25 protein-coding genes are annotated in these 26,946 nt (G+C 41.9%); 8 read left to right on the top strand and 17 right to left on the bottom strand.

Annotation, left to right across the window (positions count from 1 at the left end; translation table 11 throughout):
- Window positions 1-245 precede the first annotated feature (245 nt).
- Both LX64_RS03000 and trpS read right to left on the bottom strand, forming a co-directional pair.
- Window positions 246-878 carry a deoxynucleoside kinase gene (locus LX64_RS03000; protein WP_111596110.1) on the bottom strand — a complete coding sequence of 211 codons (633 nt, stop codon included), beginning with the start codon at window positions 876-878 and terminating at the stop codon, window positions 246-248.
- Window positions 879-995: 117 nt separating this feature from the next.
- Complete coding sequence (trpS, locus tag LX64_RS02995) at window positions 996-2,000, bottom strand: tryptophan--tRNA ligase (RefSeq protein ID WP_111596109.1); 1,005 nt, start codon at window positions 1,998-2,000, stop codon at window positions 996-998.
- A 171-nt stretch (window positions 2,001-2,171) separates the two neighbouring features.
- Between trpS and gatC the strand changes: the two genes are divergently transcribed.
- The 3 genes from gatC (at window position 2,172) to LX64_RS02980 (ending at window position 3,820) form a co-directional block, all read left to right on the top strand.
- The gene (gene gatC, locus LX64_RS02990) at window positions 2,172-2,462 is read left to right on the top strand and encodes an Asp-tRNA(Asn)/Glu-tRNA(Gln) amidotransferase subunit GatC (RefSeq protein ID WP_111596108.1); all 291 of its coding nucleotides are present in this window, start codon (window positions 2,172-2,174) and stop codon (window positions 2,460-2,462) included.
- Between the two features lie 2 nt (window positions 2,463-2,464).
- A complete protein-coding gene (locus LX64_RS02985) occupies window positions 2,465-3,175 on the top strand; it encodes an ABC transporter ATP-binding protein (protein WP_111596107.1) in 711 nt (236 codons plus the stop codon).
- Between the two features lie 84 nt (window positions 3,176-3,259).
- Entirely contained in the window at window positions 3,260-3,820 is a 561-nt protein-coding gene (locus LX64_RS02980) for a cob(I)yrinic acid a,c-diamide adenosyltransferase (RefSeq protein ID WP_111596106.1), read from the top strand.
- 40 nt (window positions 3,821-3,860) lie between these two features.
- On the opposite strand, the gene LX64_RS02975 is transcribed toward LX64_RS02980, so the two are convergent.
- Complete coding sequence (locus tag LX64_RS02975) at window positions 3,861-4,550, bottom strand: TapB family protein (RefSeq protein ID WP_111596105.1); 690 nt, start codon at window positions 4,548-4,550, stop codon at window positions 3,861-3,863.
- Window positions 4,551-4,670: 120 nt separating this feature from the next.
- On the opposite strand from LX64_RS02975, the gene tyrS reads away from it, so the two are divergent.
- The gene (tyrS, locus tag LX64_RS02970; RefSeq protein ID WP_111596104.1) at window positions 4,671-5,954 is read left to right on the top strand and encodes a tyrosine--tRNA ligase; all 1,284 of its coding nucleotides are present in this window, start codon (window positions 4,671-4,673) and stop codon (window positions 5,952-5,954) included.
- A 127-nt stretch (window positions 5,955-6,081) separates the two neighbouring features.
- Here the strand turns inward: tyrS and LX64_RS02965 are convergent, their stop codons facing one another.
- Together LX64_RS02965 and LX64_RS02960 are read right to left on the bottom strand one after the other, a co-directional pair.
- On the bottom strand, window positions 6,082-7,371 hold the full coding sequence (locus LX64_RS02965) for an amidohydrolase family protein (protein WP_111596103.1): 1,290 nt from the start codon (window positions 7,369-7,371) through the stop codon (window positions 6,082-6,084).
- A gap of 14 nt (window positions 7,372-7,385) precedes the next feature.
- Window positions 7,386-10,487: an amidohydrolase family protein gene (locus tag LX64_RS02960; protein WP_111596102.1), complete on the bottom strand. Its 3,102-nt coding sequence runs from the start codon at window positions 10,485-10,487 to the stop codon at window positions 7,386-7,388.
- Between the two features lie 222 nt (window positions 10,488-10,709).
- On the opposite strand from LX64_RS02960, the gene LX64_RS02955 reads away from it, so the two are divergent.
- The 3 genes from LX64_RS02955 to uxuA all read left to right on the top strand — a co-directional run bounded on the left by LX64_RS02955 (window position 10,710) and on the right by uxuA (window position 13,727).
- A complete protein-coding gene (locus LX64_RS02955; protein ID WP_148707170.1) occupies window positions 10,710-11,138 on the top strand; it encodes a hypothetical protein in 429 nt (142 codons plus the stop codon).
- 1 nt (window position 11,139) lies between these two features.
- The gene (locus LX64_RS02950) at window positions 11,140-12,417 is read left to right on the top strand and encodes a glycerate kinase type-2 family protein (protein ID WP_111596100.1); all 1,278 of its coding nucleotides are present in this window, start codon (window positions 11,140-11,142) and stop codon (window positions 12,415-12,417) included.
- Window positions 12,418-12,557: 140 nt separating this feature from the next.
- Window positions 12,558-13,727, top strand: coding sequence for a mannonate dehydratase (gene uxuA / locus LX64_RS02945; protein ID WP_111596099.1), 1,170 nt, complete (start codon window positions 12,558-12,560; stop codon window positions 13,725-13,727).
- Between the two features lie 52 nt (window positions 13,728-13,779).
- Here uxuA and LX64_RS02940 read toward each other — a convergent pair whose 3' ends face one another.
- The 9 genes from LX64_RS02940 to LX64_RS02900 all read right to left on the bottom strand — a co-directional run bounded on the left by LX64_RS02940 (window position 13,780) and on the right by LX64_RS02900 (window position 21,064).
- Window positions 13,780-14,241: an RES family NAD+ phosphorylase gene (locus LX64_RS02940; RefSeq protein WP_111596098.1), complete on the bottom strand. Its 462-nt coding sequence runs from the start codon at window positions 14,239-14,241 to the stop codon at window positions 13,780-13,782.
- A complete protein-coding gene (gene parS / locus LX64_RS02935; protein ID WP_111596097.1) occupies window positions 14,238-14,711 on the bottom strand; it encodes a type II RES/Xre toxin-antitoxin system antitoxin in 474 nt (157 codons plus the stop codon). Before parS ends, LX64_RS02940 begins: the two co-directional genes overlap by 4 nt.
- Before the next feature lie 131 nt (window positions 14,712-14,842).
- Window positions 14,843-15,286 carry a hypothetical protein gene (locus LX64_RS02930; protein ID WP_111596096.1) on the bottom strand — a complete coding sequence of 148 codons (444 nt, stop codon included), beginning with the start codon at window positions 15,284-15,286 and terminating at the stop codon, window positions 14,843-14,845.
- A gap of 1 nt (window position 15,287) precedes the next feature.
- Window positions 15,288-15,827 (bottom strand): helix-turn-helix domain-containing protein, encoded by a 540-nt coding sequence (locus LX64_RS02925; RefSeq protein WP_111596095.1) that lies wholly within the window; start codon window positions 15,825-15,827, stop codon window positions 15,288-15,290.
- 17 nt (window positions 15,828-15,844) lie between these two features.
- Window positions 15,845-16,255, bottom strand: a complete 411-nt coding sequence (locus LX64_RS02920) for a hypothetical protein (RefSeq protein WP_148707169.1) — start codon at window positions 16,253-16,255, stop codon at window positions 15,845-15,847.
- Window positions 16,256-16,616: 361 nt separating this feature from the next.
- Window positions 16,617-16,817, bottom strand: coding sequence for an Imm17 family immunity protein (locus LX64_RS26415; RefSeq protein WP_394337177.1), 201 nt, complete (start codon window positions 16,815-16,817; stop codon window positions 16,617-16,619).
- A 285-nt stretch (window positions 16,818-17,102) separates the two neighbouring features.
- Window positions 17,103-18,386 (bottom strand): TolC family protein, encoded by a 1,284-nt coding sequence (locus LX64_RS02910; RefSeq protein ID WP_111596092.1) that lies wholly within the window; start codon window positions 18,384-18,386, stop codon window positions 17,103-17,105.
- 36 nt (window positions 18,387-18,422) lie between these two features.
- Window positions 18,423-20,018: an MDR family MFS transporter gene (locus tag LX64_RS02905; RefSeq protein ID WP_111596091.1), complete on the bottom strand. Its 1,596-nt coding sequence runs from the start codon at window positions 20,016-20,018 to the stop codon at window positions 18,423-18,425.
- Window positions 20,019-20,020: 2 nt separating this feature from the next.
- The gene (locus LX64_RS02900; RefSeq protein WP_111596090.1) at window positions 20,021-21,064 is read right to left on the bottom strand and encodes an HlyD family secretion protein; all 1,044 of its coding nucleotides are present in this window, start codon (window positions 21,062-21,064) and stop codon (window positions 20,021-20,023) included.
- A 162-nt stretch (window positions 21,065-21,226) separates the two neighbouring features.
- On the opposite strand from LX64_RS02900, the gene LX64_RS02895 reads away from it, so the two are divergent.
- Complete coding sequence (locus tag LX64_RS02895; protein ID WP_111596089.1) at window positions 21,227-21,730, top strand: MarR family winged helix-turn-helix transcriptional regulator; 504 nt, start codon at window positions 21,227-21,229, stop codon at window positions 21,728-21,730.
- A 123-nt stretch (window positions 21,731-21,853) separates the two neighbouring features.
- Here LX64_RS02895 and LX64_RS02890 read toward each other — a convergent pair whose 3' ends face one another.
- The 3 genes from LX64_RS02890 to LX64_RS02880 all read right to left on the bottom strand — a co-directional run bounded on the left by LX64_RS02890 (window position 21,854) and on the right by LX64_RS02880 (window position 26,919).
- A complete protein-coding gene (locus tag LX64_RS02890; protein WP_111596088.1) occupies window positions 21,854-22,075 on the bottom strand; it encodes a hypothetical protein in 222 nt (73 codons plus the stop codon).
- A 71-nt stretch (window positions 22,076-22,146) separates the two neighbouring features.
- A complete protein-coding gene (locus LX64_RS02885) occupies window positions 22,147-24,861 on the bottom strand; it encodes a CHAT domain-containing protein (protein WP_111596087.1) in 2,715 nt (904 codons plus the stop codon).
- A gap of 36 nt (window positions 24,862-24,897) precedes the next feature.
- The gene (locus tag LX64_RS02880; RefSeq protein WP_148707168.1) at window positions 24,898-26,919 is read right to left on the bottom strand and encodes a PKD domain-containing protein; all 2,022 of its coding nucleotides are present in this window, start codon (window positions 26,917-26,919) and stop codon (window positions 24,898-24,900) included.
- Window positions 26,920-26,946 lie beyond the last annotated feature (27 nt).

Below are 26,946 nucleotides of genomic sequence, written 5' to 3'. Positions count from 1 at the left end.
AATGTTTATTTTACGTATTCGAAACTAATGGAAAGATTATTCATCCCAAATTTTCTACGCAACTATTTCAAATCCACTTTTTCAATATACGCTACATCTAAATACAGGAAAGCCTTTCAAGCGAATCACTATTTTCATTTTTTGAAAAATGATATAGGCTACATTCATCAAATGTAAAACTGCTCTAACAAAAAATGCTTGCAACCTATTCGATTGCAAGCATTCAATAATGTTGTGTATAACCATTAGAACAACCCGTACAACTCAGCATCTACACGGGAAATAATTTCGCCGAGGTCTGCTTCACTTTCAGGGAATTTGTTTTTATCTACATCAATGATCAACAAAGGACCTTCTGTATATTTCTCGATCCAATTGTTATAATATTCATTCAATCTTTTCAAATAATCTAAGCGAATATTCTCTTCGTATTCGCGGCCACGCTTCTGGATTTGTGCTACCAAAGTAGGTACAGATGCTTGTAAATAAATTAACAAATCTGGCGGGCGAACCATTGATTTCAATGTTTCGAAGAAGTTGAAATAGTTATCGAAATCGCGTTTTGTCATTAAACCCATTTCGTACAAGTTCGGTGCAAAGATGTGGGCATCTTCGTAAATGGTACGATCTTGAATAACGGTATCACGACCATGTGCATTATCTACCAATTGCTTGATACGGCTATGCAAGAAATAGATTTGCAGGTTGAACGACCAGCGTGGCATGTCTTCGTAGAAGTCGTTGAGATAAGGATTATGTTCTACATCTTCGAATTGCGGCACCCATTTGTAATGTTTGGCCAACATTTCTGTTAACGTTGTTTTGCCCGCGCCGATATTTCCGGCAATCGCTATATGCTTGATCTTATTTTTTGCCATGCAGGGAAGTATAATGCTGTTAGTGTGAAAGGGAACAGCTTTATACAAGATGTGAGAATCGTTAACATCTTGCATAAAGCTGGCCCGTACTGTATTAATTTTTTGAGATGGTATCGACTAGTAGTAATGAATACCGATCAATTTTCTTGCTTCTGATAAAGTTTTAACGGCGCTTTCTCTTGCTTTCTCAGCACCTTGTTTCAATACTTTTTGGAGGTACGCATGATCTTCTTGGATGGCTTTCGCTTTTTCGCGGATAGGGGAAATGAATTTCACCATATCTTCTCCAAGTTGACCTTTCATATCGCCGAAACGGATGGTACAATCGTTCCATTTTGCTTCGAATTCAGCCACAACGTCTGGCGTAGAAACTAATCTCAACAAGGAGAATAAGTTTTCAATCAGCTCTGTTTTCGGACTGTTTGGTACTTTTGGAGCATCACCAGAAACTGCTTTTTTCAGTTTTTTGATGATTAAATCGTCATCATCAGCCAAATACAAAGTTGCCATTTGGTTTTCGCTTTTACTCATTTTTCCTTTACCATCGAGACTTGGAATTTTCACCAAGCTATCGCCATAGTTGAAAGGCATTGGCTCTGGGAACAATTCACCGTAGCGAGCATTGAAACGTTGCGCGTAATTACGGCTCATTTCCAAGTGTTGTTCTTGGTCTTTACCTACCGGCACTTTTACAGCTTTGTGGATAAGGATATCTGCCGACATTAATACTGGGTAAGTTAATAAACCTGCATTCACGTTGTTCGGGTTTAAGCGAACTTTTTCTTTGAACGTAGGTACTTTTTCTAGCTCACCCAAATAAGCGAGCATGTTTAATAACAAGTACAATTCCGCGATTTCAGGGATATCGCTTTGAGCGTACAAGGTTACTTTTTCGGGATCGAGGCCCGAACCGATATTTTCAGCCAAAACGCGGTAAACGTTTGAACGTAAGTCCTTTGGATCAGGATGGGTTGTAAGCGAATGCCAATCTGCTACGAAAAAATAACAGTTAAACTCTTCCTGCATTCTGATGTAATTTGCAATTGCACCAAAATAGTTGCCTAAATGTAAAAACCCGGTAGAGCGGATACCGCTAACTACTATTTCCTTTTCTGTTGCCATAATGAGGCGCAATTTAATAAAAGTTGTCTACAGATCGCTTGTTAAATCTTAACAGCGTTTTCACAATGCTTACAATACTTAACTGTAGGGATTTCCACCGTTTATCACTATTTTTGATTCACTATATAGTAACATTCCAATTATTTTATATTTTTCGCTTAATTTGATTTTATGGAAGTGAATGACGCTTTAATCGACCAACTAGCCAATCTTGCCCGTTTGGAATTCGATCCTTCAGAAAAGGCCACCATCCAAAAGGACTTACAAAATATGATCACGATGGTCGAAAAATTAGGCGAACTCGATACTACGCAAGTCAAACCCTTAATCCATTTAACCGAAGAAGTAAACATGCTCCGTGAAGATGTAGTGAAGCCTACCATCACTCGTGAAGAAGCCCTACGCAACGCACCTTCGGCCAATAACGAATATTTCCAAGTTCCTAAAGTAATTAAGAAATAACCATGGCACAGAGTGTAATACACCTCGAGGACATCCGCAAAAGCTATAAAATCGGGAATAATGAACTTCCCGTTTTAAAAGGCGTTTCGTTGGATATTTTTAAAAATGAATACGTAGCCCTTATGGGCCCTTCCGGCTCTGGTAAGTCTACGCTGATGAATATCCTAGGCTGTTTAGACACTCCTACTGGTGGTAAATACGTGCTTTCTGGACACGACGTTTCCACGATGCCCGACGATGCCCTTGCCCTTGTTCGTAACAAGGAAATTGGCTTCGTATTCCAACAATTCAACCTCATGCCCCGCTTAACTGCCCTCGAAAACGTGGCTGTTCCCCTGATTTATGCCGGTGTAAACAAAAAAGAAAGGGAAGAAAAAGCCATGCAAATGATCGAGAAAGTAGGTTTGGGCTCACGCTATAAACACAAACCCAACGAATTATCGGGTGGCCAGTGTCAACGTGTGGCGATTGCCCGCGCATTGGTTAATGACCCATCGTTGATTCTCGCCGATGAGCCTACCGGTAACTTGGATACGAAAACATCCGTGGAAATCATGGAAATATTCGACAAAATCCATGCTGGTGGCAATACAGTAGTACTCGTTACCCACGAAGAAGACATCGCCGAACACGCTCATAGAATCGTGCGCTTGCGCGATGGCTTGATAGAAACCGATCGCCGCAATCCAAAATACTTAACTGCTACCCACTAAGCGTAGCCGCCTATATTTAAAAATGATATTTGTAATTTCGTAGGGAAACCTTCATTTTACAAGTATCATTTTTATTTATATACCATGGCTTTAAAAATATATACCAAAACAGGCGATAAAGGGAAAACTTCCTTGATCGGTGGAACGAAAGTTCCCAAATCCCATATCCGCATAGAATCTTACGGCACCGTCGACGAACTCAATTCCTACATTGGCCTCGTGAACGATTATATGGCAGAACCCGGCACCAAAGCCATGCTAAAAGAAATCCAAGACCGCCTTTTCACTGTAGGCGCCGCTTTGGCAACCGACCCGGATAAAGAAACCAAAATGGCTATTCCCGATTTGCACGAAGGCGATATTACCTTGCTGGAAAAAGAAATCGATAAAATGAATGAGATCCTTCCCCCGATGAAGTTTTTCGTATTACCAGGTGGACATGTAGCGGTTTCTACTTGTCATATTGCTCGCTGTGTATGCCGCCGTGCCGAGCGCCATTGTGTACAAATGCAGGAAGAGGGTATGTTTATTGAGCCCAAAGTACTCCAATACCTCAACCGGTTAAGCGATTACCTGTTTGTGTTGGGCCGTTATACAGCTCACATCTTGCAAGTAGAAGAAATTCCGTGGAAACCACGTGTATAATAGATATTGACCCATGCTGCGGGTAAGCCTGCAGCGTGGGTTATTTTTTTAAGGCAGTTAATACTGTACTACCCATCCCCTTCCCATCTGCCGAAATACTTTCCGTTTTTACAATACCGAAATTAGGGGCAAACCATTCTACCATGGTCATATTCATGGGTACCACTTTTCCCATCATTGTAATTTTCACATCCGATTTACTCACAATCTTATAGCAATCCCAGGCGCCAGCAGGTGTTTTCACGTTTTCCTTCAACTCTACCTTGCGAGCGTACACCTTGTAAGACAAGTTCATTTTCATGTTGCCCGACTCCGTTTCCATTTCCAGGGAATTGTCGGGTAAGTGTTGCCCTACGGAGAGCTTCGAAGGGTAGTTTAATTCCGACTGGCCGGATTTAAGGGTCAGTTTAGCATTCTTTAATTGGGAAGGTAGGTTCGACACCATATCAATGGCGAATTGGTCGCCATCACAAGAGAATTTGCCGTCGCTGGTAGTAATTTCTTTGCCATTCTTATCTGTAAAAACAGAATGTACGGTGGAAACAACCGCTTTCCCGTTATTTTTCACATCGGTTACGGCTACGTTTTGTTTACCGGTTAATGCCCCGGCGCCGTCGTAGATGGAAATTTCGACTTTTGTATTCTTTGTTAAGTAGTAAAACGCATTGCATTGTGCACTTGCTACGGTAGCGAGGCTGCATGCCAAGAGGAGGGTGAGTAGCTTTTTCATTGCATGGTTGTATTTGGGGGTGAAAAATCGACTATAAAGATACTAATTTAGCCGTGTTAGTGGGTAACCAGGTACAAACTGGCCCTTATTTAGTACCTTCGCAAAAATTTTGTTTACACGATGAACCTCATAGAAGAACTGCGCTGGCGTGGAATGGTGCAGGATATGATGCCAGGCACGGAAGAACAATTACAAAAAGAGATGACAACCGGTTATGTTGGCTTCGATCCTACAGCGGATTCGTTGCACATTGGTAACTTGGTTCCCATCATGCTGTTAAAACATTTGCAACGCGCTGGCCACAAACCGCTTGCTCTTGTTGGTGGCGCTACCGGTATGGTAGGCGACCCTTCTTTCAAAGCCGAAGAAAGGAAAATGTTGGATGAAGAAACGCTCCAACACAATCAACGTTGCATTAAGGCTCAACTCGAAAAATATCTCGATTTCGATCCTGCTAAGCCCAATGCAGCCGAAATGGTGAATAACTACGATTGGTTTAAAAACATTTCGTTCCTTCACTTTATCCGTGATGTAGGTAAACATATTACCGTGAACTACATGATGGCGAAAGATTCTGTTAAGAAAAGAATTGAAGGCGATAACGGTATGTCATTTACCGAGTTTTCTTACCAATTGATCCAAGGATACGATTACTACCATTTATATAATGAGAAGAACTGTCGCTTACAAATGGGCGGTTCCGATCAGTGGGGTAATATCGTTACAGGTACCGAAATGATCCGTAGAAAAGGTGGTGGTGAAGCGTTTGCCTTCACTTGCCCACTTGTGAAGAAAGCGGATGGTACGAAGTTCGGTAAATCTGAAAAAGGTAACATTTGGTTGGATGCCAGCAAAACTACACCGTACGAGTTCTACCAATTCTGGTTACGTTGTACTGATGAAGATGCTGAGCAATGGATCAAAACATTTACTTTCCTCGATCAAAACGAAATCTCTAGCATTATTGCAGAACACAACTTGGATAAAGGTAAATACACGTTACAAAAACGCTTAGCGCAAGAAGTAACAGCTTTCATCCACGGTCAACAAGAATTAGAATTGGCTATGATGACAACCGATTTCTTGTTCGGCAAACTTAGCCTTGATGCATTGAAATCATTGAGTGATGTGGATGTAAAGAAAGTAATGGCCGGTGTTCAACAAGCTACAATTACGAAAGCTGAACTAGCAGCTGGCATTGACGTTTTAACCTTCATGACAAATACGCAAATCTTCCCAAGTAAAGGTGAGGCGCGTAAGATGTTACAAAATGGTGGTTTGAGCATTAATACAGAAAAAGTAACAGCACAAGAATTAGTTGTAGATAGTTCTTTCCTTTGGAACGACAAGTATATTCTTGTTGCAAAAGGCAAGAAAAACTACGTACTCGTTACGGCTGAATAATATTTAACTGACACAACAATTAGGATCACCTTTCGATTTTTCGGAAGGTGATTTTTTTTGGGCTGAAGGGAAAGAAAAAAGGCGTTCTCTACATGCAGAGAACGCCTTTTCAATTGGTGGTATAAGCTTATTGTAAGTTATACTTATGCTTGTATCTTTCTGCTAATTGGGATTGTTTATTATCCAAACTCACTTCACGACCTTGAATGAAAGCATTTGTAATAACGCTTGATTTCATATCCAAGATATCACCTGTACTAATCACAATATTAGCATCTTTACCTACTTCTAAAGAACCCGTTTGCGCAGCAATACCAAGAATCTTCGCAGCATTCAAAGTAATAGCACTTAAAGCTTCCTCTTTGGACAAACCATAAGCACCTGCTGTACCGGCATTGAACATCAAGTTTCTTTGTTGCCAGAAACCTTCGTTCGCGATACAGAACAGCACACCTGCTTTTTGCAATTGAGCAGCTGTAGCATATGGTTGATCTACCGCATCGTCCTGGTTAACAGGCAAGCTATGCGGTTGATTCAAGATAACAGGGATGTTACTTTTCGCCAATAAATCAGCGATCAAATAAGCATCTGTACCACCTACAATCACTACATCGAAGTTGAATTCTTTCGCGATATCCATGGCTACCAACATTTCTTTTACAAGATCACAGTGAATAAACAACTTCTGTGATTTGTTGAACAAGCCTTTTACAGCTTCGTACTTCAAGTTGGTTTCGCTGTGTTGCGGGGTTTCCAAATACGTCTTTGCTTCGCGGAAGAACTCGCGTACGCTTTCAATTCTCGTCATAGCTGCTTTTACAGCATCGTTCGAAGGGCCACTGGCTGATGCACCAAAGGGGTTAGAACGCGCCATTAAACGCGGCATATTGAAGTGAATACCGTTATCTGATTTGTACGCAGCATCTTCCCAGTTCCAAGCATCGAGTTGTACTACAGAAGAGCTACCACTTAGTAAACCACCGCGAGGGGTAATGCCTGCTAACAAAATACCATTGCTTCTTAATGTTCCGATTACTTTAGAATCGGCATTGTAAGAAACAATGCTACGGATAGATGGGTTGATATCGCCCACCTCGGCAAAGTCGTTCGTGGCGCGTACGCTTTCAAATTCTGTTAAGCCGAGTTCTGTATCTGGTGCAATAATGCCTGGGTATACATGTTTCCCTTTTGCGTCGATCACTTTTGCGCCGGCAGCAGCGTTACCACCAATGGCAACAATTTTACCTTTTTCTATAATGATGGAAGAATTGGGTAATACTTGTCCTGTTCCAGTATGAACAGTAGCGTTCACGATGGCAATCGTTTGTGATTGCTGTGGTGCTGGGTAAACGTTTTCTTGTGCGTGTAATGTAGTAGCTAAGTAGCACCCCATCATTACACTAACTATTTTTTTCATAAATGATGTCGTTTTTAGTGTGAAGATTGTGATGCTGTTGTTTCCATTACATCGTGTTCGTCGAATAATTGTTTTTGATGACCGCGTTCTTCATCTTCACAATGCCATAACACGTCGATTGTAGGCACGGCGCGTTGTGTTGGGCCACCTCTTTTCTTTTCATTCAACGCTTTTTGAATCAAAGCAGCTTTTTCTTTCGCAATACGATCACGCAGTTTCAAATCTTGTTCACGGTCGAAATACACGGTACCATCTACAATTGTTTTTTCTGCTTTCGCGTAGATGCTTAATGGATGATCGCTCCACAATACCACGTCGGCATCTTTACCCACCTTAATTGAACCTGTACGATCCGCGATGTGTAAAAGTTTCGCTGGGTTAATGGTGACCATGTTCAAAGCATCAAGCTCGTTCATGCTTCCGTACTTCACACTTTTCGCAGCTTCTTGGTTGAGGCGGCGAGCCATTTCAGCATCATCGGAGTTGATTGCTACTGTTAAGCCTACACGTTGCATAATGCTAGCATTTTGTGGGATAGCATCGGTTACTTCCATTTTATATGCCCACCAATCGGCAAATGTAGAAGCGCCTGCACCATGGGTTTTCATTTTATCAGCTACTTTATAACCTTCTAAAATGTGGGTGAAAGTGTTTACGGTGAAGTTGAAACGATCGGCTACTTTCATCAGCATGTTGATCTCACTTTGTACGTAAGAGTGACAAGTAATGAAACGTTTCTTATTCAAGATTTCAACCAATGCGTCCAATTCCAAATCGCGGCGTTTATTAGCGCCTTGTTTTTCGTAATCGCGAGCACGGGTAAAGGCATCTACTAACAATTGTTCAACACCCATACGTGTTTGTGGGAAACGCACTGTTTGGCGATCGCCCCAGTTAGATTGTTTTACGTTTTCACCCAAAGCGAACTTGATAAATGGATCCCAATTCGCAAATTTTAACTGCTCGGCGTTTACACCCCAACGCAGTTTAATTAACTGGGTTTGTCCACCAATTACGTTCGCAGAACCATGCAACAAATGAGAAGTTGTAACACCACCACTTAATTGACGGTAGATATTGATATCATCTGGGTTTAATACGTCGGCGATTCTTACTTCAGAAGTAACAGACTGTGTGCCTTCGTTTACACCGCGGCTAATAGCTATGTGCGAGTGTTCATCGATAATACCGGCCGTTAAGTGCTTACCTGTACCATCAATTACGCGTGCACTACTGGCAGCAAGGTTCTTACCTACTTGCGCGATTTTGCCGCCTTTGATTAATACATCTGTATTTTCAAGTTTACCATCCTTTTCGCTTGTCCACACAGTGGCATTGCGAATGAGGATATCTTCTTGTTTAGGCGCTGTTTCGGCTCCGTATCCACTGAAAGGGAAATAGAGTTTACCGAGTACCGGGGTATCTTTTTTCTTGTCGGCATCAGCTTTAGGCGTGAATGCTTTATTGAACGCGAGTGTCCACAAAACGGGTTTACCATTTTCATCAACACCATTACCGGCCCAACCGGCATCGCCCATAACACCGCTTAGGCGTAATTGCTGCTTGTTATCTTTTGTAAGGGGTACATTCAATTTTACTAATTGACCGCTTACATCAAGTTTACCGGTTAAAGTATCGCCTTTAATCACTGTTAGAGAAGGACTAGCTGCGCTACCTTTCAATTCAACTGTGTAAGAAGCGTTGTTGGCTTGTAAGGTGTATGTGCCGCGGATATCTTTCCATGCATCGTCGTTCACAACATATTTATTGCCTTGTACCCAGTTTTGATAGATAACAGTACCATCGTTGAAAACAGGACCAGAAGCAATAAAGAAGTTCGCGAGTTTACCGGCATCGAGGCTACCTACTTTGTCGTATACTTTCAACAAAGTTGCAGGCGCTTTCGTGAGGGCGTCGATAGCACGTTGTTCGCTAAGTCCATATTGAATGGCTTTGCGTACGTTTGCGATGAACGACTTTGTGTCTTTCAGATCGGCAGCAGTAAGTACAAACGGGATATTCGCTTTTTCGAAGGCACCGGCTTCGGTGGGAGCTAATTCCCAGTGTTTTAATTCGCTAACGGCTACGAACCTTGCATCATTGGGATCTTCCACGTCCATTACGGCAGGATAGTTCACCGGCAAGATGAAAGTAGCTTTGGTAGCTTGCATATCGGCGATGCGTTGGTATTCGTTACCGCCGGCTTTAATGACGTATTGAACACCGAACTCGTCGCCTATTTTATCGGCGCGGAGCGCGTTCCATTTATCGTTTGCTTCGAAGATTTGGAGTAAAGGTTGATTATCGTTCCAAGCTTGGAGGCTTAAGTTTACACCTTCTTTAGCAGGATTGGATTTATACCATTGTGCATCTAAGAAAGATTGGCGTAACAAAGCGATAGAGCCCATGAGCGAGCTTGGGTAATCTTGGGTAGAAGAACCTTTTTCGAAAGAGTAGTGAGCAGAAGCTTTTTCTTTCAAAATCACTTTGTTTTCACGGTCGCTTGCTAAAGTAACAATAGCACCTGTTCCGCGGGCAATACCGTCGGCTTGGTGGGTTAATACTACACCAAAACCAGCATCGCGGTAGCTTTTCGCTTTTGCATCATCTACTACGAAAGATTGTACAACGTTGAATTCGCTTTTAATAGCTTGGTTCCAACCGTACGGACCTTTTGCATTAGAAATGAATTGGGGGGCTGCATTGAAGTTACGTTGACGACTAGCGGCTGTAGTACCGTAATCGCTATAAGCATCAATGAAGGAAGGGTAAATGTATTTTCCGTTACAATCTACTACTACGGCATCTTTAGGAATGGCAACACCATTGCCGGCAGCCACGATTTTACCGTCGCGGATGAGAAGGGTAGCATCATTGAGTTTACTTACACCATCCTTTACAATGGTGGCGTGGGTGAAAGCATAACATGCTTCGCGGGGTGCATTTACACCGTTTACAGGGAACGTAGCTTGTGCTTTGGCTCCCATCGCTGCCATCAATAAACCCACTACGCCATACAATGTTTTGTGCTTGTAAAACGATATTCCCGGTAAGCCTTTACGCTTACGCAGCGGTAATTGCCGCGACTTTCCGGGAAAGGAAAATCCTGCTGTCATTGCGGTTTAATTTGTTGATTAGAATAATAAAATAGGCTGTCTTCTAAAGATTGACACTGCGATCGATCTAGATTTTGGCATTTTTTCAAAAGCAAAACACTACAAAAAGGGTGTTTTCTGTATGTATTTAATTGCTAAATTTAACAAAACATTAGTGCTGGTAATATATTATTAGCATAATTTTTACGAATGGTATTTAAACGGGATATTTTAACTGATTTTATGAAACTAGTCATCGCCTCCTCCATGATGATGGCCGCCATGCTGATCATCGGAACCCATGCCGCACAAGCGCAAGATACAAGCGCTAGAAAAACACGTTGGACAGCCGAAGGGAAAGCCGACAAAATGGGTGATAAACTCGATAGGCAATTGAGTTTGAACAAAGTGCAGAGTAAACAAGTCCGCGAAATTAACGAGGATACCTTCAAAAAGCTGGATGCGTTAAGACGCGATACAAGTGTATCGAAGCGCGACCGTATGCAGCAAATCAAGGACTTAAACAATGAGCGTACGCAGCGTTTTAAAACGGTGTTAACACCTTCGCAATACAAGAAGTGGAATGATTGGGAATTAAAGAAGAAAGAGCAGCTGGAGGCTAAAATGGATCGCAAACAACAACGTAGAGAATCACGTAGCGAAGCCTTATAGTATGCAGGCCGTTCAACACGCGCAGCAGATTTTTACCCAAGCTGTGCATGCCGTTCAACCGCAAGCACTTTTACCTCGTTTTATTACCATTCAGAACGACCAGGTTTTTGTAGCCGGTAAGCCCATTCCCCCTACAGCCAGCATTTATATCGCCGCGGCAGGTAAAGCCGCCGCATCTATGCTATTAAGCGCCGAGCAAATATTAGGCACGCGTATACAAGCAGGTTTAGCAGTTACGCAAGAAATACCCGCACATACTTTCACCAACATGGAACTGTTTAAAGCCGACCATCCTACCCCGGGCGAAGCTAGCATTGCCGCGGGAGAGAAGATGCGTGCTTTTTGCGAGCAACTGAAAGAAGGGGATGTACTAATTTTCCTATTATCGGGTGGCGCCTCGGCATTGTTAGCAGATGTTGTAGAAGGTGTTACCTTGGAAGACATGCAAGTGCTTTCCAAGTTGTTATTACGTTCCGGGGCGAATATTAGCGAGATGAACGTGGTACGCAAGCATTTATCATACCTGAAAGGTGGGCAGTTAGCAAAGATGGTATATCCATCTACCTTATTTACGCTCGCCATTTCCGATGTACCGGGGAACGATCCATCCGTGATAGGCTCGGGACCTACTGTAGGTGATCCTAGTACGATTAAAGACGCTTTAGCGGTATTGAAGAAATACCAATTGCTCGACCAGGTACCGGCTTCTATTGCTACCCATTTACAAGAGAAAAACCACGAAACACCATTCCCTAGTGACATTGCCTTTGAGCATACTTTCTACCAATTAATTGCCACCAACGAAACGGCTATACAAGCAGCGGCAGAGAAAGCGAGCGAATTGGGGTACCATGTAACAGTATTACAACAGCATTTCAGCGGGGAAGCCCGGGATTTGGGTCAACAATTCATCGAACAAGCCATGGCTTATGATGGTGCTACCCCAGCTTGTTTATTAGCAGGTGGTGAAAGCACCGTTACTGTGAAAGGAGAAGGATTGGGAGGAAGAAACCAAGAAATGGCATTGGCTGCCGGCTTAGCCCTACATAATACGCCGGGTATTACCATATTATGCGCCGGAACAGATGGCAAAGATGGTCCTACTGATGCAGCCGGGGCATATGCTTCTGCGGATATCATGACAACTATGCAAAACGGGGCATCTTATCTTCAAGCGAATAACGCTTACCCCTTCTTCGAACAAACCGGGAGCTTATTGAAAACCGGGGCTACACATACGAATGTGATGGACTTGGTGGTGATACTTATTGCTCCTTAACAAACAATTGATACCAAGCGGTTTAGCAAAATCCGTATTTTTAAAAAGATAAAAATGATCGGCAGTACTAGGATTTTCGCAGGGAGATTCTATTTTTGGGCCCGAACCATCATCTAATCATTTATAAATTGCACGTTGATATGTTGAGAATGGAACAAACTTGGCGCTGGTTTGGCCCCAACGACCCGGTTAGTTTACAAGATATAAAGCAAGCCGGCGCAACCGGGATTGTAACAGCTTTACACCATATTCCTAATGGAACAACATGGAGCAAAGAAGAAATTATGCTCCGTAAAAAACAAATTGAAGCAGAAGGCTTGGTTTGGTCTGTTGTAGAAAGTGTACCTGTTCATGAAGATATTAAAACCCAAACAGGCCGTTTTAAAGATTATATCAAGAATTACCAACAATCGCTCCGTAACCTAGCTGCATGCGGTATTAAGATCGTTACTTACAATTTTATGCCCGTGCTTGATTGGACACGTACCGATCTTGCCTACACCCTGCCCGATGGCTCGAAAGCACTAAGGTTTGATAAAGCAGCTTTTATCGCGTTCGATGTATTCATCTTACAACGCCCCGGTGCTGAGAACCAATACCCAGAAGAAGAAATCTGGCGTGCGAAGGAGTTGTTTGATAGCATGACGGATGAAGATAAATTATTACTACAAAGGAATATTATTGCCGGTTTACCTGGTTCGGAAGAATCATTTACCCTGCAACAATTCCAAGCAGCCCTCGATAAATACAAAGATGTAGATGCCATTAAGCTGAAACTTCACCTGTTCTACTTCCTACAACAAATTGTACCGGTAGCAGAAGAAGTAGGCATTAAATTAGCGATTCATCCCGACGACCCTCCATTCCCCATCCTTGGCTTACCACGCGTTGTTAGCACGGAACAAGATGCCCGCGAGTTATTAGCAACGGCTCCTTCACCTGCTAATGGTTTGTGCTTCTGCACAGGTTCTTACGGTGTACGCGAAGACAATGATTTACCCGGTATGGTAGACCGTTTAGGCGAACATATTCACTTCATTCACCTCCGTAGTACGAAACGCGATGCCCTTGGCAACTTCTACGAAGCCGACCACCTCGATGGCGATGTAGATATGTACGAAGTAGTGAAAGCGATTGTAACGGTGATGAATAAAAGAAACATCAGCATCCCGATGCGTCCAGACCATGGTCATCAAATGCTCGATGATCTGAAGAAGAAAACAAACCCTGGCTACAGTGCTATTGGTCGTTTACGTGGGCTTGCAGAATTACGCGGGCTCGAACTGGGCATTGTTCGCAGCATGAAATAATTGATATTACAAATATTGATAGAACGCTTTGGTTGAAAGATCAAAGCGTTTTTTAATGCCCAAACCTTTTGTCGACCGCCAATGGTTCTACGCTTACTACTTTTACTAAATCGTGAAAACGTGGGAAAAGTGGGTTGAGGACATAATTGAACTCGGTGGGTAATACAGCGGATGGTACTTTCATAACCAATGATCTTTTATTACGGCAGAAGTTATCGCCGATTTCTTTCAGTTGGATATGATCAGTATCACGCCAGTTTTTGGGCAACTTTGTACTGGGTAACCGGTATAGCGGGGCACTGTCGCTGATATCGATTTTCATGACGTAGAGGTGTTGTGGAATTTCGGATGGGTCGAAATGCACGAGTGTTTCGAGGAAGGCGAGTGATTGGGATTCGCTGGTATACAGCATGAATATTCCTTCGCTATTCCATCTACCGCCTACTAAAAAAGCGCCTTTACCACTTAAATCATGTGCGCGCTTGGCGTCTTTTACAATTCTATAAACGATCATGAGTAAACGCCTTCTTCGATGCGGGTTAAGATAGTGTTGATGATTTTGAGACCGGTAGCCGTATTCATAATCTCCAATGGTTTCTTTCCTGCGATGGCACGGTTTTCTTTATTGAGCCAATGTTTGAATGTTTCCATATCGTCGAACACTTCGATGCCGTGGGCAATGGTGGAAGCAATTTCAATGGCTTGCGAAGAGACGACTTCGCTGAGTAGATCGGTGTTCTTTTTGCGTTCTAGGGTTTTGGGTGAAAGGTTCACCAAGTCGGCCATATCCTTCATGGGAATATCGAGGTATTCGGCAATGCTGATAATAGACGATTTAGGAATTCCATGAATACTAAGATCCAAGTAATCCAGCTCGCTATTCACAGCACGGTGAATATTCTTCTCCCCTCCTAATATCATATACACCACTTTACCTTTTGTAGGTGCTTTTTGGGTAGATGATTTTTTCGCGGCTACTTTCATACAGACAATTTACCTAAAGATAAGGGTAAAATGTCGGTTTACGAAATAATAGTTCTAATAGAGTAAGTATCATAATAAAAAATGCCCTTGTGGTAAACAAGGGCACTGCTATAATTAGTTTTGGATTTCGGTTACTTCCTATTCTGTGGATTAATTCCTTCTGGCCCCATTAAGGGCAATACAATATTCCCCATTAAAGTTCCATTACCTCGTTCCCTTAATAATCCTCGAGTATTATTATATGCAATATTTATCATGAAATTAAGCAATTCATCTTCGACGATTATTTCACCATTAATTACTTTTGTTCTAGTAGCTTCTAAAGTACAATCAAACACATTAACTGTACTTATTTCTCCAACCTTTACAAAAGGTAAAGCTCCACTTTGAGATTCATTCTCTAATTTTAGAACAACTGTAATTTTTACTGCAACCATTGTTTCAATATTCTGAGAATATCCCAACTCGGAAGCCACATCTAGTATAACTTTTAATGATTCTTTATTGTCTTTAGGGTTTAATTCACATTGAAAACTATCAATGTATAAATCCCGCATCTGTAGATTGTACTTCATATTAATATGGTAACAACGTCATTTTTTTATTTAATATTCCATTCTTAGTATTTGCCTTCCAAATGTATTTTGTATGTTTTTTATCGGACATCATATCCACGATTAAGAAATCGTCTAAATGTTGTGGTGTAGGCGAAAAAAAAGGCGCACGTTTTCGTTCAATAATATAATGCATGTTGGGAATATCTATTAGAGTTGTAAACAAATCCTGCTTAGTATTATGATCAAAATGCATTTCTGTTGACCACCCTATTTCGTGTACGGGTTCTGGCAATTCCTCAACACCTGGAATAATAATTATTTTCTCACCTAAAGCAATTTCAATTTTAGCAACAGTCTCAAAAGTAAAGTTCTGCGCTCCTTTCATCCATTTACTTATCTCAGATTCAGATTTCTTCAATTTAACAGCCAATTCCTTCTGCGACATCCCTTTTTTCTCAAGAATATCTAAAATTCTCTGGGTGAATAAAAACGACAATTCAACCTTTCGGCTTGCATCTTCAGGAATTTGATTAATTAATTTTTGTAATTCATTCTGCATAGTTTGTACTTTTAGGGTTAATCACAATTTCCTAGTTCAAAAAATAAATTTCCAGCCAGTTCTTGAGTATTCCCTTTGAACTTCCATTTAGTCTCTCCTTCAATAATTCTTTCTCGTAATTCTTTTTCTAATTCACTTGTTAATTGCCAATGCGGTTTACAATTAGGACAATTTTGCACTTTATCTGCAATCTTTACATCTCCATTACAAAGAATAATTGCACATTTACCACAAGGAATTAAATATAGGCGAAGTTCACATGGACCATTTAAGAGGGCTTCTACATTTAACTCACCTTTAGGCCTGAAACGCTTTTCATCAACTCCGTACCTTCCAAATAAGTCTATAGTAGCAATAATTTCATCAAAATCCTTCCTATATTTCTCATTTAATTTGAATTTTTCAATAAACTTTTGAAATTCGCTCAAATTCGAGCCTTCTTTATGAAAGGTATAAACATCAAGCGCTCGTACTCTTCCATAATAAACTATTTTCCCTCGTAAACAATTCACTTTAAAGTTAAGTTCAAAATTAAAAAATAATATCTAAGTCAAATGTTAAAAGATAAATATGGCTATCAACATTCTTTCTGTTACATTATTAAAGCATTATATGAGTTTGATTAAGCAGGATGTATAGGCATGTTTGAGCCATATGATTTTGTATGAATCCAATTGGCTATTACACTGGGGATTAATCAAACCTAATTTTGGGCCTAATAAACTTTGTTCATTTTCAATTAATTAAAGATACGGAATAAATACAACCAAGAATAAATTGCTGAATAAATCAATGACTTAACATCAAATACCCAATAAACATACATCCCAACAATCCAATCCCGCCCAATATCCCTACAACCCACCGAGCGGTAGTTCTGCCGAAATATTTAATAATAGATCCAAGCCCATATACGCGCTCATTAGGCTGAAACAGCCAATTAGGGTTCAAAATGGCAAATAGGAGAAGCATAAGGCTCAGCCCGAGCATGATGAGGAGGAATTGTAGGTTTTCATTCATATGGCTTTGCGATTAACAACAATAAAGTTACTGCATCTGGCATAATCTAAACTAGATGGGCATTGATTATACCCTAAAGGGATGTTGCCATAGCCAAAACAAGGGAAATTCACAAGAATTATACCCTAAAGGGACGGATTCTAGTACAAAACAAGAAAATCACCCCTTTAGGGATCATTTCCCCTAAAAACAAATTTCCCCTCCACTTTCGTGGAGGGGAAATTAAAACACACTACTACGAAAAATCAATAGCGCCTATCTCCAAAACTGGTTGCCTGTTAAATGCAATAATTCCAAGCTTGATATCGATAATTGGTATTGATATTGAATTCTTGACAGTTGGGCTTCGAGTACAGAGGTTTGTGCATTCTGTAAGTCGAGGTAGGTTACCACGCCGTTTTTGTAGCGTGATTGTGCCAACTGTAATGCTCTTTCTGCTTGTTTTACCAAGGTTTCAGAGGTTTGTAATTTCTTTTGGTTAGAAACGATGTCGGCGTTTTGTGTAGCTACATCTTTTCTCAATTTATCATTTACACCTTGGGTGTTGATTTTCGCGATTTCTAGTTGGTGGTTAGCGATACTTTCTTGGTAACGCAATTTCTTACCATTGTAAATCGGTACGTTTAAAGTAACACCGGCGTTGAAGTTCCACTTAGGGGTTCCTACGTCTGGTAAGTAACCATTTTTAATACCGGTACCGGCATCGAGGAATAAGCTAGGCGTGTATTGAGATTTAGCTGTTTTCAAATCCAGTTCTGCCACCTTTTCTTGTTCCAAGGCTGTTTTTAAAGAAGCATTCTCGGTTAATGCATCACCAGGTGCAACGTTTGTTTTTGCAGGCCAGTTAAAGTCATTCTTAATGGCTTCTTTGTAGTCTACGCCCGTTAAGTAAGTTAAGTTCGCCATTTGTTTTTCCAATTGACTTTCAAACTCTACTTTATGGTTACGGTAGTTTTCCAATTTCACTTGGGTATTGATCAAATCCAAATCAATCGCATCACCATTCTTCAACTTGTTCGACACCATTTTCTCTGTTTCTTCCAACAGCTTAATGTTCGCATCTTGTACTTCGATTTCTTTTGTTAAGAAAGCTATGTTCAAGTACACATTCGCAACTTGGTAAGCGAGAATTTCTTTCGCTTCTTCTGTTTGAATGCCTAATAAGTTCTGTTGTGCTTTTGCATGATCGATCACGCTGTTGCTTTTACCGAAGTCGAGCAATAATTGACGACCGGTTACGCCAACATTCAAGCTTTCCGAAGGAATGGCTTGGAATACCGCGTCGCCCAAATTCATTTTAGGTACCGGGTACAAGTGTTGGTATTGCAATGAACCGTTTACTTCCGGTAAGCGGCTAGCTTTAGTGATTTGCGTTCTGTCGCCTGCAATCGCTTGTTGCGCCTTCATCGCTTTGATGTCGGCGAAGTGATCGAAGCTTTGATTCACCAGTGTTTGTAAATCACTAGGCACTTGTTGCGCTTGTGCATTTACGGCAACAAGACTAGCTAAAGCGAAGAGTGAATAAAATATCTTTTTCATTGTATTAATTCGTTGATAAATACGGCACACAAAATATTAGTGTGCATGTTCTGATGCTTCTTTCATCGCGTCTTTGCTCAAATTCCTCTTCTTCACGAAGAACATTAATGGCAATACGCAGATAAAGAAAATACCTACAATTCGGAATGCATCGAGATAAGTCAGTACATATGCTTGTTTCGTTACAATACCATCCATTACTTTCAGTGCCACATCGTGTGCTGCTGAAGGTTGAACACCTTTTGCAATCATACTTTGCGCAGTTTGATTCAATTGGTTAACGGCGATGGGATTGTCGCTATTTGCGTACTGTAACATCTGGATACGGTGTGTAGCGTATTGTGTTGCCACGTAAGTGTTCATAAAGGCAATACCGAATGAACCACCCAACTGGCGTAACATGTTGTTGATCGCGATACCTTGCGGCATTTCCATTGGTTGCAAACCCGATACGGCTTGGTTCGTTAATGGTACGCTCAACATGGCCATACCCACACCACGTAATAATAATGGTATAAAGAAGAATTCTGCACCTGCTTCAGAACTAGCGCTAGCCATCCAGAAACAGAAAAATGCGAAAATCGTGAAACCACAAGTGATCAAGTACTTCGGCGCCACACCTTTCATAATAGCACGCGCTACAAGCGGCATCATAAAGGCGGCCACTACCGCACCCGGCAATAACGACTCACCCGTCAATGTAGGCGTAAAGCCCATGATCTGCTGCATCCATACCGGGTATACGAACATCGAACAGTAGATACCCATACCCATGATAAAGGTTAATACCGTGGTGATGGCCAGCGTTCTATTCTTCAACACTTTCAAATTCACTGCTGGCGCATCCGTCTTCAATTCCCACCACACAAATCCTACAAAGGATATAACTGCAACTACAGTTAATACCACGATATGTTTTGCTTGAAACCAGTCTTCTGATTGTCCTTTTTCCAGTATGTATTGTAAAGAGCCTACCCACAAACACAATAATGCGATGCCGATATAATCAATCTTGATCTTCTTCCTGTCAATTTTGTACTCGTACGGCTGTTTATCAATAAATGAATAAACCAAGAATGCCGCTAAAATCCCCACCGGGATGTTGATATCAAAGATGTACGACCAGTGATAAGAGTCTACGATATAGCCACCTAAAGTAGGACCAACCGTAGGCCCGATAATTACACCCATACCAAAGATGGCAGAGGCGGTCGGACGTTCCGATGTTTCGTATGTGTCGAATAAGATCGACTGCGAAGTGGAGAGCAATGCACCACCACCGATACCTTGTATGAAGCGCCAAGCTACCAGTTCCCAAAGGTTCGTGGAGTTGCCGCACATAAACGAGGCAAAAGTGAATATGATAATAGATGTGAGGTAGTAATTTTTACGCCCGAAATAGCTGGCTAAGAAGCCCGTCATCGGGATTACGATTACGTTAGCAATCGCGTAAGCTGTTACGATCCAAGACGCATCTTCAATGGTGGCACCTAAGTTCCCGCTGATATTTGATAATGCTACGTTTACAATGGTGGTATCGATCAATTCTAGCATGGTAGCCGATATCACCGTTGCAACGATCACAAACTTTTTAAAACCTTTCGGTTTTAATGGTGATGCCAATTGTTGCATGATTAGTATTTTAAAGCTACATCCACACTCAAACCACTACGTAATTTGTCCATGTATTGGTCAGCGTTTTCGATAATGATCTTAACAGGTACGCGTTGAACGATTTTCACGAAGTTACCTGTAGCGTTATCAGGAGGTAATAAAGAGAATTTTGCACCGGTAGCGCGGGAGATATCAGCCACTTTACCTTTTAACACCAAACCTGGGTAAGAATCGATTTCGATTTCTGCTTCTTGACCTAAGAAAATGTGCGCTAATTGTGTTTCTTTAAAGTTGGCTACGATGTAGAAACCTTTATCATCCACAATAGTGAAAAGGCTTTGACCAGCTTGAACGTATTGACCGGCCTCTAACATTTTTTTACCGATTTTACCGGTGATGTTAGCCGTGATATGCGTGTAAGTTAGTTTTAAACGAGCTTGTTCTACCAAAGCAGCTTTAGAAGCTAAGATAGCTTGTGCTTGACCGATTTTAGTAGACGTAACTGAAATCGCTGATTTCGCTAAATCAATTTGATCTAAGGAAGATTGGTATTGCTTGTCGTACGACATGCTCGCTGCTTTTGTATCATCTAATTGACGATTCGTGATCGCTTGGTCGTTGAACAAGTTTTGATCTCTTTTCAAATCGGCAGCAGCTTTGTTTTTGTGTACTAAAGCAACTTGAGCATTTGTTTCAGCAACGCGTAAGTTAGCTTGTGAGTTGCCTAAGCTGGCTTGTGCAGATAATAAGTCCGCTTGCGCTTGTTGGTAATCCGCTTCAGCTTGTTGTAATGCAATTTTGTACTCTGCATCATCTATCGTTAATAAGGTGTCGCCTAGTTTTACATTACCGTAATCTTGAACGTCCAACGCCTTCACATAACCCGATACGCGGGCAATAACAGGGGCAGCATGACCTTCCACCTGGGCGTTATCGGTCGTTTCGTGGTGACGGGCATACATCCAAGTTTTAATACCGAAGATGGCACCAACCACGAGAATCAATATAAAAATGATTCTTACTACTAATTTCCCTTTGCGAGGGTTGTTACTTGTGTTTTCCATGTCTATGTTCTAATTTCGAGGACAAAGGTAAACCGGGTTTACTAAAAAGACAAATAAGTTGACTATATTTTAATAATATTTTAATTTTGTAGAAAAGATGGTCGATTATTTGGAGAAGAATAATAGGCAATCCTATATTTATCAATTAATTAGACGTCCAACATGATGGAAAAAATCTTAGATGAGCAAATTAGGGGCTTACTGGACAAGCGGAACAAGTTGTTAATAAAGCTATTGGCGTTGACCAAGAAGGATATTGACAACCGTTTGACGGAGGGCTTAGCGGAATTGGGGTATCCCGACTTTAAAATCGCCGATATGGGATTATTGGCGAATATTAAGTTGGAAGGTACGATCAATAACGAGTTGGCGAAAAAAGCACGTATTACCAAGCAGGCCATGAGTAAAGTGGTGAAAAGCTTGGAGCAAGCGGGCTTTATTTACACGAAAAAGCACGAAACCGACAACCGTGCAACTGTTATTTTCTTAACCGTGAAAGGAAAAGAATTAATGCTAGCTTCTAGCGCCACGGTGCAGAAGATAGATGAGTTTTATTCAAATATCATTGGAAAAGAGGATACAGAGAAACTCAGGGAAATCCTTTATAAGTTAATCGACGGCATTTACCCTGGTTGTTATTTTGACCAAGCCCAACCCGCTAAGTAAGGTTTACATTGTACGCTTGATTCCACGTAGAAAACACATGCACGACCACTGGTTTTCACTAAATCCTACTGCATACACCAATTTGTCTAGCACATACATGGTAGCTGGTAAGGTATTGTATGCTTATTTCCCACGCATCCACTTCCCGGGATCGAGATGTTCGTACCGGTTAAAGTACTTTTCCCAGCAGGCCGACATGGCCTCTAGGTCGATTTTTTCTTGAAAAATACCCGGCAAACCCGGTTTCTCTATATGATCGAGAAGGTGATCTAGTTTAGTGGACAATGCTTCCAATTTAAGCATCATGTGCATATAGTAGGCACGATCTATCCTGGCTGTATTCATACCTGCACTATTAATGAATGAAGAAATCCCTAACGGTTATCATGTTATTTAACAGCCAAGCTCATAAATGGTTATTTTTTCCGGAAAATACACTTGCGCATCCAAACCCAAAGCAGCAAGCCGATAGCTACTATACCAGCCACCCAACGTGTCCATACTAATGGCCGAACAGCAATAAGTTCAACCGGCTGGTGATGGCCAACATAGGTTAACATGGCCCAGTAATAAGGTAATTGCAAACTTGGGTTGGCTGTTTCTTTTGTTAACCAATCCAATTTTGCTTGGTGCAAGGCCGCAAAGGCCGGTTTCCCGGTAGATAAATACTTATACATATCACCCGTTAATTGGGCCGCCGCTGCGTCATTAACATTCCACAAGCCGGCAATAATACCACGGGCACCAGAGGCCGCAAACTCGCGGGAAAGACTGATAATTCCTTCGCCTTCTGCCAGTACTCCATCACCTGTTTTACAGGCACTTAATACAACTAATTGCGGGTGGAAATTATGCTGGTAAAGTTCAAATAAATAAAATGGATCGTCGGCCATGTGGAGTGCTAATACCGGTGGATCGCCCAATAAGCTGGCATGTGTAGATATATGCAGTACATCTGCTCCCGCCATCCTCTCTGTAAACAATTGGCGCGTAGCGCGTTCATCATTATAAAAATCACCTTGCACAAACTGTTGCATCGCTTCGCTCTCTTTCTTCACAGCAGGAATAGCAGGCATACCTTTCGGTTGCGATATAAAAAAGCCTAGTACATTCTTTACAGCTTTGCTGGGTTGATGTTGCTGCTGCACAAACGTTTGTAACGAATAGGCTTGTGTAGAAATATGTTGCTTAATAAAATACGGCCATGCTTGCGGGTTTTCCTTAAACTGTGGACTTGTTATCAATGCATCAAAAGGCAGGTATCCAATATTGCCATCTGGTACTAACAAAATTGTTTTGCCTGTTTGTAGCGGCAAACCCGCTAACAACCAGCGGTACATCTCGTGCGCCTGCGTATAGTATTGCTTCGGTGCATTCATCATCGCCGATGGCCCGTTGTGAAAGTAGGTTTCCACGAATGTTCGCATTTGTTGCAATTTCGCCGAAGCACTATCGATCCGCGTTATATGCTGCACACCTTTTTGATTTAACAACAAGGCATACATATGTTGCGTACCCGCGAAATAACTCACCGCTTGTACATTTGCCGGTAGTGCTTTGCATAGCTCGTCGACATTGAATGTTTGTTCATTCGAATACATGGCCGGGTACTTAGCCTTTACTTGTTCTTTTAATAACGACAAGCTATAGTTTAATTCATCCCTTGATTTTTGATGCTGCGCAGCATTTCCACTAGCATTTGCTATTTCGCGTTCGTGGTAAGTAATGGCTTGTTGGAGTTGTTGTTGTTTGATCAGTAATGAATCTTTCCGGTTCGCACGGCTATATGCAATGGCTTGGTTAATTTCTTCCTGTAAAGCTTGCGCCTTGCTCCACTCGCTAATTTGCAAGAGCATATTAGCATACTTCGTTTGCTTTGTAGCCTGCCACAAAGCAAATGCTTCATCCATCGCTGTTTCAGCAAGTTGCTTAGAAGCTTGTTGGTGAATAAGTTTTGTTTGCCTGTTGAAGAATTCGCGTTGCAGCTTTCTTTCCACGATAAATGTTAGTAACAAATATTGTAAGGCTGTTTCATGCTGTTGTTGTAATTGCAAAGCCTTGGCTTTCCCTTGTAAAGCATCGGCCAATGTGTATTCACCGTATAATTGTTGTTCGCGTGGAAGGTAGTTTTGTTGTGCTGCAGTAGGAATAAATATCTCGATTGCGCGGTTATACAAAGCAGTTGCTTTGACTCCTTGTTGTTGTAATACATACAAGTTGCCAAGTTTTACATACAAGCGTGCTTGTTCGCGTTTACGGGTAGCCCCGTAATGTTGCTGCAATAATTGCAAGGCTGCTCCGTATGCTTTCGCGGCTGCTTGGAATTCCTTCTTCTTCAAGGCAATATTCCCTGCCGCTTCCAAGGCCGATGTTTGCCAATAATATACATCTACGCCTTTAGTAACCGGCACCTGCTTTAATACTTGTATGGCTCGTTGTACATAGAACTGCGCGCTATCTAATTGGTTTGTTTTCTCGTACACATCGGCCATGAGCGAATGTAGTAATCCATCTACGCCGGAATTTCTTTGCACGTATTGTAAGCCTCGGCGGCCATATGTTTTCGCGGTATCGTATTTCTCTTGGGTAAGGGCAGCTACGGCTAAGTTGCAACAACTGGCGGCCATTTTCTGTGCATCCTTTTCTGCTTCGGAAATTTCCAAGCTTTTCCGGAGAATAAACTCGGCGCGGGCATAATCGCCTAAACGGGTATAGTTATTCCCCAGTGGCTTTAGAACAAACTCTACAATATCGTTATGTGGAAGTGGTTGATCGAAGTAATATTTATACGCTGCTTCATAGCTTTGGATGCTACCGATAATTTGACCGGCCAGCATTTGGTAATATCCTTGGTAGGTTAATAAATCGAGCCATGCTTGGCGTTCATATTCATCTTTGGGTTGGCGCCATGCTTGGGTACTAGTAGATAATAAATAAGGTAAACGCGCTGCGGGTTTCTCTACAGCGTAATCCATGCGCAAGTAAAGCCATTGTTCGAGGTCGTTTGCTTTTTGTAAAGAATCTAAATCGCGCTGCAATAGGTGTGGCAACGAATCTTGCCTTGTAATGGCAGCAGCGTGGCCTACGATCATGAAGCTACATAAAAGAATACGCGCTAGCTTTAACAGCATGCTGGTGTAGGATTTGATAGTACCTTTTAAAGATACTTAAAAACGCCAAATCCCGTAAATGAAGAACTTATTCGTTGGTTCTTGTAAGTAACGTATATATCTAAACCCAACGCTTGGTCCTACCCGCACCAATCCTACATTCACATCGGCAAACATAGCAGCCCCCCAAATATCGAAGCCATCGCTTTTAGATGGGGTAGCCGATTGGAACTGGTGTTCCGAACCATCCTGCGCATCGAGCAGGTAAGCTATTTGCTTGGTGCTAACTTTATTGGAGATAGAAGCAGTGGCCATCGCGCCTATACCTACGCCTACAAAACGATTTAAGTTATAGCGCACATGAACCGGTACTACATCTAACGACGCTACTTCTCGAATGGTGTAGTGCTCGCGGCTGCGCACCATGTATTTCCGGTCGCCCACGGCTGTATCGCGACGTTGGTTATCAACACTCGTTAATTCCTGTGTTTTGTTATGCACATTCAAGTAGGCTTCCACTTGCCAATACAATCGATACGGTGCAAATGGCGCCACGGCAACACCCAAGGTTACTTGCCTTCGTTGTACTGTGGGCGAAAGGGTATCTTTCGATTCATTGCCTGTTAGGATATTATACCCAGCTATTGGTGCAATGGAAATACCCGGTTTAAAACGACCATAAGAACGGTTCGTAATCACGGGTTCATTCTTATCGAACACAATAGCCGCTTGGCTATAGAAAGGTAATTTTTTAAGTTCCTTATTGAAACGTACCCTGTATTTAATAAAACCTTTAGTAGAATCACTATCGCTTACGCCATCTTGCTGCATACCAGGTAAGTAAATATTCTTAAACACGAAAAAGATACTATCCTTCCTAATAATGGTATCTAAGCAACTCTGCCGATCATATGCCGAATCGCACAGCACACATTTCGGTGAGTAATCGACCAATTCCACTGTATTCGAGCTTAACATGCCCGGCACTCTAACGCCTACGCTCACTGTTTTGGCAGGTCCTTTACCTGTATTCTGGAACTGCACTTTATAGGTAAGCTCTTTCGATTTGCTTACAAAGCGGTAGTTCATCCAACGATGTTTGAGTTGCATTTTATTGGGATCGTGCGAGGCCACTATTTGCATTTCGAGGTCGAATTGTTCTATTGGCTTAGCGGGATCTTCGGGTACAAACATACCGCTGAAGGTAACCACGGCATTGGTATCCTTGATCATTTCCGGCAAGGTATTCATGGATAAAAACATGAATTGTTCTTCACCGGCAGCTAAGTTCTCTACGCGCCAAATATGTTGAGCTTTAAAGGTTTGTTGCTTCTCGGCGATGATTTGCGCGAAGGCTGCTTTACGCGTAGGATCTACGTTAGGCAGGGCATGGGGGCCGCTGCGTGTATATGTACCCGCTAGTTGGTAATCGTTATCGTTTGCCAACATGGCGAACATAGAATCGGCCGAGAAGTTTCGTTCTCCGTGGTAAGTACGTGTATCGGCAAGATCGAAGCTATTTGTTTTGAATTGTTTTTCGTTATAGAAAAGTACAAGGGCACCATTCATATCGCCGCTGCCGTTTGGGGCTTGGTTGCGGTAGCCGATAATGGTGACCATTTCTTCACCTGGGCGGGGCATACGATTGATCTTCATTTCTATGCTGCCTTGGGTTTTGAAGAAATTGCTTTGGTGACCGTTAGAAGCTACGTATGTTTTCTTCTTCACTTTCACACGGCGAGGCTTGCTTGTGGGCGCCTTTCCATCGTCGTAATTATTAGTAGCATATAAACGGAGGTTATACTCACCTGTATCTCGGTAAGTATGTAAGGGTGTCATATCGAAGCTGAACTTGCCATCACCGAATTCCCAGAAATAGGTATAAAATGCGGCGGGTGCACCGGCAATTTGGCGAAGGGGGCGCAGTTTAGCTTGTATTTGCACTTTGTTTTCGTCTTGTTGAACGTCCATTTCTGCAGGAATAGAATCATGAACGGGCGGCGCAGATTGCGCAGCAACACGGAATGTGAAGGCACACCCCAACATGCAGAACGTGAAAAGTAACCACCTGTAATACATAATGCTAGATTTAATAACCAATACCGG

The organism is Chitinophaga skermanii (assembly GCF_003259335.1).
In the GTDB taxonomy this organism is placed as follows: Bacteria; Bacteroidota; Bacteroidia; order Chitinophagales; family Chitinophagaceae; genus Chitinophaga; species Chitinophaga skermanii.
Note: the sequence above shows the minus strand (reverse complement) of the source record. Positions and strands in the feature narration are given on the sequence as shown.